Annotated in this window: 12 protein-coding genes; all 12 read right to left on the bottom strand. The window is 37.3% G+C overall.

Annotated elements, in window-relative coordinates; genetic code table 11:
- The 12 genes from HYG88_RS02485 to HYG88_RS02430 all read right to left on the bottom strand — a co-directional run bounded on the left by HYG88_RS02485 (nt 1) and on the right by HYG88_RS02430 (nt 12,734).
- A complete protein-coding gene (locus tag HYG88_RS02485) occupies nt 1-918 on the bottom strand; it encodes an ATP-grasp domain-containing protein (protein ID WP_178882518.1) in 918 nt (305 codons plus the stop codon).
- A complete protein-coding gene (locus HYG88_RS02480; protein ID WP_178882517.1) occupies nt 915-1,313 on the bottom strand; it encodes an FdtA/QdtA family cupin domain-containing protein in 399 nt (132 codons plus the stop codon). Before HYG88_RS02480 ends, HYG88_RS02485 begins: the two co-directional genes overlap by 4 nt.
- 2 nt (nt 1,314-1,315) lie before the next feature.
- Nucleotides 1,316-2,194, bottom strand: coding sequence for a glucose-1-phosphate thymidylyltransferase RfbA (gene rfbA / locus HYG88_RS02475; protein WP_178882516.1), 879 nt, complete (start codon nt 2,192-2,194; stop codon nt 1,316-1,318).
- A complete protein-coding gene (rfbB, locus tag HYG88_RS02470; RefSeq protein ID WP_178882515.1) occupies nt 2,187-3,251 on the bottom strand; it encodes a dTDP-glucose 4,6-dehydratase in 1,065 nt (354 codons plus the stop codon). Before rfbB ends, rfbA begins: the two co-directional genes overlap by 8 nt.
- A gap of 11 nt (nt 3,252-3,262) precedes the next feature.
- The gene (locus tag HYG88_RS02465; protein WP_178882514.1) at nt 3,263-4,984 is read right to left on the bottom strand and encodes an ABC transporter ATP-binding protein; all 1,722 of its coding nucleotides are present in this window, start codon (nt 4,982-4,984) and stop codon (nt 3,263-3,265) included.
- 8 nt (nt 4,985-4,992) lie between these two features.
- Nucleotides 4,993-5,847, bottom strand: a complete 855-nt coding sequence (locus HYG88_RS02460; protein WP_178882513.1) for a glycosyltransferase family 2 protein — start codon at nt 5,845-5,847, stop codon at nt 4,993-4,995.
- Nucleotides 5,837-7,798, bottom strand: a complete 1,962-nt coding sequence (locus HYG88_RS02455) for a hypothetical protein (RefSeq protein ID WP_178882512.1) — start codon at nt 7,796-7,798, stop codon at nt 5,837-5,839. The genes HYG88_RS02460 and HYG88_RS02455 overlap by 11 nt, the downstream gene beginning before the upstream one ends.
- A 69-nt stretch (nt 7,799-7,867) precedes the next feature.
- On the bottom strand, nt 7,868-8,293 hold the full coding sequence (locus tag HYG88_RS02450) for a pilin (protein WP_178882536.1): 426 nt from the start codon (nt 8,291-8,293) through the stop codon (nt 7,868-7,870).
- A 405-nt stretch (nt 8,294-8,698) separates the two neighbouring features.
- Nucleotides 8,699-9,259: a TPM domain-containing protein gene (locus tag HYG88_RS02445; RefSeq protein WP_178882511.1), complete on the bottom strand. Its 561-nt coding sequence runs from the start codon at nt 9,257-9,259 to the stop codon at nt 8,699-8,701.
- Entirely contained in the window at nt 9,253-10,266 is a 1,014-nt protein-coding gene (locus tag HYG88_RS02440; protein WP_372616324.1) for a YgcG family protein, read from the bottom strand. The genes HYG88_RS02445 and HYG88_RS02440 overlap by 7 nt, the downstream gene beginning before the upstream one ends.
- A gap of 85 nt (nt 10,267-10,351) precedes the next feature.
- On the bottom strand, nt 10,352-10,942 hold the full coding sequence (locus tag HYG88_RS02435) for a LemA family protein (RefSeq protein ID WP_178882509.1): 591 nt from the start codon (nt 10,940-10,942) through the stop codon (nt 10,352-10,354).
- 370 nt (nt 10,943-11,312) lie between these two features.
- Entirely contained in the window at nt 11,313-12,734 is a 1,422-nt protein-coding gene (locus HYG88_RS02430) for an FAD-dependent oxidoreductase (protein ID WP_087535974.1), read from the bottom strand.
- Nucleotides 12,735-12,753: the final 19 nt, after the last annotated feature.

Genomic DNA, 12,753 nt, shown 5'->3' with positions numbered 1-12,753 from the left:
TTAATAGACCTTCATCAAATAATTCGCATATTGCCTAGTTACAATACATCTATCATGATGTTTCTGTAAATATTTCAAAGGATCTTCACCTAATAAGAGTGCCAGATGAGCTGAGAAAAAATCCATTCCATTAACAGCACTCATTGAACTCCCAGCACCCAGTCTTGGATTTACATCTATTAAATAAAATTTATTTTCTTTTTCAATTACTTGAAAGCAGAATGGTGATTTAAGAAAATATTTTTTTGCAAATTCATTTGCAACATTATTTAAATAATCACTTTGTATTATTTCTGCCTTTACACAAACACCGTTTTTAACTTCTAGTCTTTTTCTTACTGATGTATAGACTACATCATTATAAGGAAAACAATCTACCGTAAATTCTTCCCCGATTATTTTTTCATAAATGTAAAATTCTGAATTATATAATCCTATATCCTTTCCTTTTATATTTTTTGTAGCCCTTCCACCAAATCCACCATTCTTTTTCAAAATATAATCTTTATCTTTATCAATAGTATTTTTAAATATATATGGAAACATTAAATTATTCAGATTAAAATTTTTCTCGTAATTATTTTTTTCTAGGCTATCTTCACAGAATTTTTTACTGTTTGAAACTAAAATTTTGGAAAGTATATTTGAAGAAAATGATTTTTTAATTTCTAAATCTATCAAAGGCAAATAAAATGAAATATTATTTTCAACACTAATATCCTCTAGTTCTTTTAGTAAGGTATTAGAATTTATATCCGTCACCACATAGTGTTTTTTTGCAAATAGAGAAGATGTTACATGCTCACTAACATTTGTATCTGCTGTCAAAATTTCTAATTGAGGGAAGTTTTTAGCAATAGAATTTACATACGAAAAAGCAGTACCAGTACCAGCAGCCGTGATCAAGATTTTAGTCATGTGCTAACCTTATTTAAAAATGCTTGATAATTACGAATATAATCATTTTCATTATAATGCTCGTTTGCTAATATTAGTAGCACACAATCATCTGAAAAATCGCGTATTTCTCTCCAAATTAAAGATTCAATAAGTAAACCTTTTGTTGGCGACGCTAGTAATATTTCATCTTTTAGATGCCCATTGTCTAAAACAAAGCGACAACTCCCCTTTAGGCATATAGCAACTTGCTTTAAATTGATATGCGCATGAAAACCACGTGATTGATTTTTAGTTTTAAAAATATAATATAAACGCTTAATCTCAAAGGGAATCGATTGATTTGACTCAATAGCAACTAATTCTCCTCTTTGATCTCCAAAATTTGGCAAATCAATTAATTGAATTAAACTCATAGTCAATCTTTCACCAATGAAATTAGATATTGCCCATAATCATTTTTATTCATACTTTGACCAATACTTAAGATCTGCTCTTTAGTCATCCAACCATTATTTAGAGCAATTTCTTCCAAACATGCGACCTTATAACCCTGACGTTTTTCAATTGTTTCTACAAACTGCGCAGCTTCTAACAAACTAGAGTGCGTTCCTGTATCCAACCATGCAAAACCACGCCCTAACAACTCTACATTGAGATCACCACGTGCCAAATACATTTGATTGACTGTCGTAATTTCCACTTCACCACGCTCTGACGGCTTTACTTTTTTAGCAATCTCGACTACATCATTATCATAAAAATATAGACCAGTGACAGCAAAATTGGATTTAGGTTGCTTTGGTTTCTCTTCTAAAGAAATCACACGTTTATTTTCATCAAACTCCACCACACCAAAGCGTTCTGGATCTTTGACTTGATAACCAAAAACGGTTGCTCCAGTTTTACGACTCACCGCTTTTTGTAACATTGGAGTAAAGCCTTGACCATAAAAAATATTATCCCCAAGCACTAAACAAACATTACTTTTGCCAATAAACTCTTCGCCAATGATAAAAGCTTGAGCTAAACCATCAGGGCTGGCTTGAACTGCATAGCTCAATTGGATACCAAACTGTGCACCATCACCCAACAAACGCTTAAATCCATGAATATCTTCGGGCGTACTAATAATTAATATTTCACGAATACTTGCGAGCATCAGTACTGAAATTGGGTAGTACACCATAGGTTTATCATAAATAGGTAATAGCTGTTTAGACACACCTTTAGTTATAGGATATAAACGAGTCCCTGACCCACCAGCTAAAACAATACCTTTTGTTGTATTAGACATTGTTATTAACTCCTAATCTTTCTCGTTGGTAGCTACCATCTTGTACTCGATGACACCAATCTAAATTATTTAAATACCACTCTATTGTTTTTTGAATGCCCGTTTCAAAGGTTTCAATTGGTGACCATCCCAATTCCTTTTTAATTTTCGTTGCATCAATGGCATAACGTAAATCATGCCCAGGACGATCTTTCACAAAAGTAATAAGTTCTTTATAAGACTGTCCATTAGCTTGTGGTTTTAATCCATCTAAAATTTTGCAGATGGTTTCTATGACTTCAATATTTTTCTTTTCATTATTGCCACCAATATTATAGGCTTCGCCTACACATCCTTCAGTCACGACCTTGTATAAAGCACGTGCATGATCCTCAACAAATAGCCAATCTCGAACTTGCTGGCCATTACCATATACAGGTAAGGGTTTTGCCTCTAAGGCATTCAAAATAATTAATGGAATTAATTTTTCAGGGAAGTGATATGGACCATAATTATTAGAACAATTTGTAATAATAACAGGTAGTCCATAAGTTCGATGCCAAGCTCGGACCAAATGATCTGAACTAGCCTTAGAGGCTGAATAGGGAGAACTTGGTGCATATGATGTAGATTCTGTAAAAAAATCTGTGGTAGAACCTAAATCACCATAAACTTCATCTGTAGAAATATGATGAAAACGAAACTTATCTTTAACATCATTTTCAAGTTCCAACCAATATTTTCGAGCAACTTCTAATAACGTATATGTACCAACAATATTGGTTTGAATAAACTCAGCTGGACCATCAATTGAACGATCAACATGTGATTCAGCTGCCAAATGCATGATGATATCTGGTTTAAATGTACGTACGCTTTCTGATATTTGATCTTTATTACAAATATCAATTTGTTTAAATTGATAATTTGGATATTGCTCAACTTCTTGTAAAGATTCTAAATTTCCCGCATACGTTAATTTATCAACGTTTAATACAGTATGATGAGTTTGTTTAAGAATGAAACGAATTAATGCTGAACCAATAAAACCCGCACCTCCAGTAATTAAAAATCTCATTTAAAGCTCCGTTAGCGATAAAGATCAAGTATATGGTCACATTTTTCAACGGCACTTTCCCGATGCGCAATTATCACCATAGTCATTTTTCCATTTAAATTTTGAATGGCTTCATTCACTGCTTGTTCAGTTTCAGTATCTAATGCACTGGTCGCTTCATCCATAAATAAAACTTGTGGATTTTTATACAAAGCTCTTGCAATACCTATACGTTGCCGCTGTCCACCTGAAAGCATAACACCACGTTCCCCAACAAACGTATGATAACCTAAAGGCAATTGACTTTGAATAAAATCATCAATTTGTGCTTGCCTAGCTACAAACTCAACTTGCTTTAAATCTATATCTATTTTCGCTACGCCAAAAGCAATATTTTCTGCAATAGATTTATCTGCCAAATAAATATTCTGTGGTACATAACCAACTAAATCTCTCCATTGCGTTATATTATCCGCTGTCAACTCGACATCATCAATATACACTTTACCTTGTTGTGGGAAGAGTAAGCCCAGCATGATATCCATCAGCGTACTTTTGCCACTGCCGCTTTTTCCAACAATACCCAAGCTAGAGTTTTTTTTAACTTCCAAACTAAAGTTGTTTAGGATAGGAGAATCTATTCGATTGGGATAAGCAAAACTTATATTCTCTAAACGTATGGAATGTTCAAATTTCAAATATTGAGTGCTATCTTTTTCTATATGCTTCAATTCATCTTTTTCTAATGCGAACTCAGGTTTAAGCACAGACAAGACCTGCTCAGAAAACTTAATTTGAGAAATAGCGCGATACATATTTTGTGCAGCAGGAAGCATACGGTAAGCAGCAAAGCCATATAGACCAAGCACAGGCAAAATATGTGACACTTCTTTTCCTGAAACCACTAAAAGCATGGCTAAACCAATTAAGCAACCATAACCTACTGTTTCTATAACATTGAGTGGTACTTGTCCTAGTGTTTCGCGTGTGGCGATATGCCGTGCAAATACACGAGAGGATTCCTCAAATTGCTTAATATATCCATGTTCTGCATTGTTAATCATCACATCTTTAATACCAGCAAGGGCTTCTTGACAGGTTTGGTAACGCTCTTTGTTGGCTTGGGTAAATTCTTGCCCAATTTGGGTCAGCTTTTTTCGAACTAGCATATAAATGCTAGCGTAAAATAGACCGAGCACAAAAGCTGTTGCAATAGCCATGAGCGGATCATACAGCAGAAGAATGCCGACCATAGATAATAATACAACACCATAAGACATGAGAGTTAAAGCGGGTAAGATCATGGTCCAAATGAGTTGATCGACTTCGGACAGAATGTTCTTAGCCAAGGTCGCACTATTTCTCTGAATAAAAAACTCATAGTTTTGTTGCAAATATGTTTTAAGTAAGCGAGTGGAGAAATAGTGACGCTGTAAACTCGCAAAACGATTAACCGCATATTGGGTCACAATTTTGAATACGGTTGAGCATATGACAACAAATAGCGAAAGAAAGCCTAAATACAATATAAAGTTTTGTTGATTTGCAACTCCCGTAAAATCATAGAGCTGCTTTAAATAGGAATTTGACTCAACAACATTGGGGTTCGATAGTACCGCCAAAAAAGGCATTATAGAAATAACACCAGCCGACTCAATAAAAGCCATCCCCATGACTAAAATCAAAACATAAATGACTTTACGTTTATCTAAGGGCGATAGAATGTGCCAAAGTTGTTTTAAACTACTTAACACGGCTTTCTTTACTTCTCTTTATACATTAAAGCAGTTATCTGCTCTGAAATTAAACCCATTAAAAAAATCATAATACTGCCTGTATAAAGTAGTGCACTCATATTGGTAAAACGACCTGCATCCCACAAAGTATAGCCATACCAGCCTGTTCCAATCATAAATAGGAGAATCGCGATTGGAAGAAACATTTTTAAAGGTGAGAATAGCGTGGCAATTTTAAAAATAATTAAAAAGAAGCGTACTCCATCTTTCAGCGGTTGAATATGACTTTTACCTATGCGTTTTGCTGCGTGTATTGGAACATAAGTCACGGAGTAACCTGCACGGAAAAATGCCATGGTACTGGTCGTTGGATAAGAAAAACCATTAGGCAGTAAATATAAAAATTCACGGAATTTGTCTGCTCTAACTGCACGAAAACCCGAGGTGAGGTCTTCTACTTTTTGTTCAGTCATATACGTTGCAAGGTTGTTGTAAAGTGCATTTGCAATACCACGGCCAACACTGGCTTGTGAGCCTTTTTGTCTTGCACCTACCACCAAATCATAGCCTCGTTCAATTTTCTCAATCAAGCGAGGGATATCTTGCGGATCATGCTGCCCATCTGCATCCATAAATACAATGATGTCACCTGTTGCAGTACGTGCCCCTGTTTTAATGGCTGCACCATTGCCTTTTGAGTAAGGATGAGTGACTACTTTAGCACCAGCAGTTTCTGCGACTTGTTTGGTTTGGTCTGTAGAACCATCATTCACCACAATAATTTCATGAGCAAGCTGTAATTGTTGAATCTGTGCAAGGGTTTGACCAATTGCAGCAGATTCATTTTTGGCGGGAAGGATGATGCTAATCTTATTTCGCATATTGTGTACGGTCCATTCGCTGGCGTTCAATCGATTCGATCGTTGCAGCAAAACTATTTAAACTTTTACGCCATGCATCACCATTCGCATTTGAAGGTGCATATTGTAGTGCTTCTTTTATCCATGTTAATGTTTTTTCATTATTTGCTTGCTCAAAATAAGTCAGCGCAATTTTTTCTGCGATACTTAAACTTGGATAATTGTAGAAAGCTCGGGTTGCATAGGTTAAATAAGCTTCAGTGTTATCCATTTCTTGATAGGTTAGAGCAGTTTCATAATTAACATGATGCATGACATTCGCATTTTGTTTAATTTTGGGAACTTGTGCTGCTACCATTAAAAAATTAAGATAATTTTTTAGTGTCACTCCTGCACATTTCTTTTGTCGAATATTATCCCCTAAACTAGCAATATTTACCGTGATGTCTGCAGGTAGTGAAATTTTAGCTACATTTTTTTTGAGTGAGTTTAATTGATTAATATTTTGCTGAGATGAGTTTTTTTCACAAGTTTCGGATAAAACTTGCATTTCTAAAGAAATGTTTTTTGGATGTAATTGAGCAAAATCATTTAGTACCTCAATAGATGCCTCTCTAAAACCTTCTTGTTTGTACTGAGCCGCCAACATTTGTGCTGCTCTAGGTGAGTCTGGTTGATAGGTGCTCCACATTTCAGCAGCCAATAAAGGTTTCCCCCATAATGATGTAATTTGTTGTAAATTAAATAATAAATATAAAATATAAATACCGCCTAATATGTGCCAAGGACTAAGCCCTTGATATTTCCTATATATCTCAGCAAATAGTACTGCGATTAAAACCACCCAACCCAAACTGGCTAAATAATTACGGTGCTCAAAATATAATTCAAGGGGAATAATGCTGGATTCAATTTGATGCGCTGCAAAATACCAAAGCAAAGCAAATAATAGAAATTTGCCTAATGTGTAAGCTTTGTATTTCCAGCCCACAAAAATGGCAACCAGCCACGCTATCAAAGCGACATAAGGTTGCCACATTGTCCAATGATAAACGGTATGCCCATCATGAAAAGGTCCTAATAATGCAGCTCTTGGAAGGATGATTTGTTTTAAATATTCACACAAAATGATGATTTGTGTTGCTAGATGATCAGCTAAACTACGGTCTCGATAGAACTCAAAATTGTGATTAATTCCCGCCCAATTTTTGACTAAATAAAGCAACATGAAAAGAGGAACGATCAAAAGTGCCAAATAAATACCGAATTTCCAAAGTTTAGGATAAGCAGGGTGAGTGATACGTTTTAAGAAAAAAAGCTCTAGTAGTGCGAGCATTGTGACAACAACTGCACCATTTTCTTTGGAATACACAGCCAAAATCGTCCCAATGACGACCCAGCCGATGACGAGTATCAAATTTAAAATGGGTGACTGTTTGCTCGAAAGATGTGTTCTAAAATACACATAGCCTAGCAATGTGCTTAGCATAAAAAATGCAGAAATATGGGTCATGCGTTGGATGGGAATCAGATTGGCACTGGCGTGAATTGGCAAAATAGCCCAGATCATAGCGACCATCGCTGCAAATAGATAACTTTGTTTAATATTATTAATTTGTAGTTTTGCGATATTAAAGACCAATAAAAACACTAAGCAGGTATTGAGTAGATGCCAAATCAGTGTGGTTTCAACGAAACCCCATGGATGATTGTTCATCCAGTCATTATAATTAGCCAAAAAAGTAAGTAAGGAAATAGGGCGACCTGTTGGGCCGGCCACACCGCCAAAAATAAAATTATTTAAACCTTGCAGCGAACTAGCATTGGACAAGTCTTTTAAGTTGATATAATCATCAAACTGCCAAGTTAGCCCCATAGCTTGCAGGTAGATATAAAAAAACGTAACAATAAAACCCAAGCCCAATAATACAATTGAACCCATTACCCCAAAATTCTGTAATTTTTTTTTCATATCATAAATTCGTTGGACAGGATATAAAAGAACCCGAACGAGTCGGGTTCTTTTTAAGCGAAGTTAAAATTAACGGAACGCTTTTGGACGCCATTTTTCATCAAAAGTACATGTACCTTTCCAAGTAACACTACCGCCGTTGTCAGTTGGGGTAACTGAACAAGTATTCTTACCCGAAGTGGTGATTTTACTGTTCGCTTTATTACCAAAAGTTGCAGTAATTGCGCCACCTGTACCAACTTCAACTTGAGATACATAAGAACCTTTAATTGATACTTTATTTGGTAGGCCAGCAGCGGAGTTTGATGTAGGGAAGCTACCTGTATCATTAAATGTTTCAGTCACTGCTGCTTTCGCACCCGCCATTAGGTTTACACCCTCAGTTACTTGGGCGCGGATGGTATAATCTTGATAAGCAGGAATCGCAATTGCCGCCAAAATACCAATAATAGCGACTACAATCATGAGTTCGATGAGCGTGAAGCCCTTCTGCATTGTGTTCATAACATTTCTCCAATGTATAAATTTTTATAAGCCTTTCAAGCTACTTTGTATTTAGCATGTTCTATGCCAATCCTTAGCTTAGCCAATTTTAACGCAAAAAAACAGAGACTTAAAGAATATTCTCTTTGTTCATATATAAATCAATCCTGACACACGAAAGACAAAAATGACAAAAAATGTCAACTTTCGCTTTTTATCTTTAACGTAGTAGAGGTTCAACCTTGATTATTTTCTACTTGTTTTAAAAATGAGCGAAACAAATCACAAAAAAAAGAATTTATAAAGATAGAAATTTTGCTATCCGTCTATCTGAATAAAGAGAATATTCTCTATACAATTAAAAATACAGAATATTATTTTTAAAAAAATTTAAAAAATAAAATCAATAGTTTATATCTACTTCAGTATAATGGGTTCATTCGGCAATTCATTTTGATCATGCAGATCAGTTTTTACATAGTATTGATCCAATATTTGACCAATTTCATTCACGCCACCAGTCACAGCTCGCAAATATTGTTTTTGGGTTAAGTTCACAATGATATTTTGGCAAATTTCATTCCATGTCTCAGCTTGTGTTGCATTTTTTAGTCCCCGATCAATCACAATCTCAACTTTGCGCTCACACAGATTTAAATAAAGCAAAACCCCACTATTGAGTTCAGTACCCCAAACACCTAATTCAGCAAATAGCTGCTGAGCACGTAGCCGTGTATTCTGGTGATAGGCTTGTGAACATGGAATATGTCCTTCTATCACTACCTGAATTTCACCAGCATGACCTTTTTCAGCATGCTGCACAGCCTTAGCGATCTGTATCCTATCGTTTTTATTGAAATAATTATGCATAGAAGATATATAGAGGAAGTGTTTAAACCAGCGCTTTAAGCTTGGTTGAACTTGCTCATCCAGCTTAGGCTGGGTAATAATCTGTGTTGTATCTGTCTTTATTACCATGAGCCTGATGCTCCTCCCCCGCCAAAGCTGCCACCGCCGCCACTATAACCACCTCCACTGCCACCGCCAAAGCCTCCTCCACTGCCCCCTCGCCCACCACTCGACAAAAAGGCCTGAAAAACAAGCTGTGCCAATGAAGTAATAAGTAGAAAAAAAATTCCAATACCGAGTAATAAACTCATCACAAGCCCCGCCCCATTGACTAGTCCTGCAACCGTTGCAGCTACTGCCGCAGTGGAGGCACTTAAACGATTGCCAACAATGAATGAACCGACAATACCAGCGATAAGGATAAATAGCGCCATAGTTAGCGTATTATCTTTCGCTTGCTGCTCGTGTAAGGCTTGGTCATGTTGATCCTTAAGCTCTTGGGCAGCCTGTTGGGCAATTTCAGGGTCAAGGTTCACAATACGGCTAATTTCATCCAAACCTGATGAGATTCCTTGTGCATACTGACCTTGTTTAAAAGAGGGTGTGATCTGATTACGAATAATGCGGCTAAGAACCACATCAGGTAAAACACCTTCGAGACCATAACCTGTTAGAATCTGAATTTTGCGATCATTGACTGCAATTGCCATCAACAAACCATTATCACGTTTAGCAGAACCTAATTGCCATTTTTCACCTGTACGTAAAGCAAAATCAAAAATCGCTTCCTGTCCAGTGGTGGGTACAATAATCACTCCTATCTGAGCTTTACCCTGCTGATACAACGTCAGTATTTTTTGATTGAGTTGCTGTGTTTCCGCCTCACTTAATATTTTGGCTTGATCTATGATGGGCCGATTTAATGTCGGTAAACCACGTATGGATTCACCCTCAGCCATATCATTGGCAACTTGCGGTAAAATAGGTGCTTGTTGTGCTGTAGTGTTTGGTTGTGATTGATTTTGTTGTGGCTGCTGAATCATTTTACCTGCAACAACTAAATCAGTTTCATCTGTTGCAGTCGCAACCTCAGCCCAAACTGTATGTTGAAAAAATAGTGTTACAAAAACAATCATGAGAACAGCCGAAAGCTGCTTAAGTTTCTGTGTAATTTTTTCCAACATATGGCAACTCCAAACCCATCAAGAACAATTTCAGATCTTAATTAAATGAAACTGTTGGCGCCTGTTGTGCAGATTGCTCTGCTTTAAAGTTCTCTTTGGTTTTCATGCCAATCACTTTTGCTGTCATTGCTTGTGGGAACTGACGCACATATGAATTGTAATCTTGCACGGTCGTAATATAGCGATTACGAGCAACCGCAATTCGATTTTCTGTACCTTCCAATTGTGCTTGCAAATCACGGAATTGTTCATTAGCTTTTAAATCTGGATAATTTTCAGAAACCGCAATTAAACGAGATAATGCACCTGTCAATTGACTTTGTGCTTGTTGATATTTTTCAAATAGTGCTGGGTCTTCTAAAACTTCTTTATCCACTTTTAAACCTGCCACATTGGAACGAGCTTGCGTAACCTCTGTGAGGACTTGCTCTTCATGTTTGGCATAGCCTTTCACTACATTGACAAGATTAGGCACAAGGTCAGCACGGCGTTGATACTGGTTTTGTACTTCAGACCAGGAAGCATTGACCGCCTCATCTTTCACCTGCAAGGTGTTATAGCCACAGCCTGTGAACAATAAGGTGCTTGCCAATACAGTTGCGAGCGCAGTTTGTTTGATCACTTTCATAAAAATTTATCCTCAGGTTTTTCTTTATATTTTTCAATAATTCATTGTAATGTGATTTTTTGTTCTCTGTGTAACATTTATTTGTTGAAATCTTTATATCATTGCATAGAATCATCGGAGAACTGTAACCGTCGTACGGTAATCCCCAATGCCTTGAGGCAATTTAAATAATTTTCTCTGAATTTGCATTTACAAGAGCCATCTTTATTGCATGCACAATTTCCTAATTGGTCTTTGAAAATCACGCTGAAAAATGATCAGGGACAGGGCAGAAAGCTTACAAGATTTGCTAAAACTACCAAAAAGATAAGATGAAAAAAAATAAAGCCTGCTTGAGCAGGCTTTATCGCAATCAAACTAAAAAGATGAATTAGACACCTAAATAATCTAAAATACCTTCTGCTGCTTGGCGGCCTTCCCAAATTGCAGTTACAACAAGGTCAGAACCACGCACCATATCTCCGCCAGCGAAGATTTTTGGATTAGATGTTTGGAATTTAAATTCTTGTTGTTCTGCCGCAACAACACGACCTGAACCATCTAAACTTACATTTGCAGAACCAAACCAATCAGCAGGACTTGGACGGAAACCAAATGCAAGTAATACCGCATCTGCTGGTAAAATTTCTTCAGAACCCGGAACAGGTTCAGGGCTACGACGACCACGGCTATCAGGCTCACCCATTTGGGTAGTCACCACTTTAACACCAGTCACTTTGCCATTCTCGCCCACAATCTCGATCGGTTGGCGATTGAATAGGAATTTTACACCCTCTTCATAGGCATTCTTCACTTCGCGCGCAGAACCCGGCATGTTGCTTTCGTCACGACGGTAAGCACATGTCACATCATGCGCACCTTGGCGTAATGAAGTACGGTTACAGTCCATTGCAGTGTCACCACCACCCAGAACAATCACTTTCTTACCATCAACACTGATGTATTCGCTTGGATCTTTTTCCCAACCTTGGCAACGATTGACGTTAGCAATTAAGAAATCTAGGGCATCGTAAACACCATCAAGATCTTCGCCAGGGAAACCACCTTTCATGTAGGTATAAGTTCCCATCCCCATAAATACGGCATCGTATTCAGCAAGGAGTTGTTCAATCGTTACATCAACACCGATTTCAGTATTTAAGCGGAATTCGATACCCATCCCCGTGAAGATTTCACGACGACGTTTCATGACATCTTTTTCCATTTTAAATTCTGGAATACCAAATGTAAGTAAACCACCAATTTCAGGGCGTTTATCAAATACAACTGGTTTCACACCGCCACGGGCAAGAATATCAGCACAACCTAAACCCGCTGGACCCGCACCAATTATGGCCACTTTTTTATTGGTCCATTTCACGCCAGACATATCTGGACGCCAGCCCAAAGCGAACGCTGTATCATTAATATATTTTTCTGCATTACCAATCGTGACTGCACCAAAGCCGTCATTTAAGGTACATGCACCTTCACACAAACGGTCTTGCGGACAAACACGACCACAAACTTCTGGCAAGGTATTGGTTTGATGGCAAAGTTCAGCCGCTTGGAAAATTTGACCTTCTGCAATCAGCTTTAACCAGTTTGGAATATAGTTATGTACTGGGCATTTCCATTCACAATACGGGTTACCACACCCTAAGCAACGGTGCGTTTGATTCGCAGCAACTTCCGCAGTAAAGGGTTTATAAATTTCCACAAACTCTGCTTTGCGGACAGTAATATCTTTTTTCTCTGGATCTTGGCGTGCTACATCCAGAAATTGAAAGTCATTATTGAGGCGTTCTGCCATGTCTCTCTCCGTGGGTAGG

It is taken from the genome of Acinetobacter sp. SwsAc4, assembly GCF_013391535.1.
In the GTDB taxonomy this organism is placed as follows: domain Bacteria; phylum Pseudomonadota; class Gammaproteobacteria; order Pseudomonadales; family Moraxellaceae; genus Acinetobacter.
Note: the sequence above shows the minus strand (reverse complement) of the source record. Positions and strands in the feature narration are given on the sequence as shown.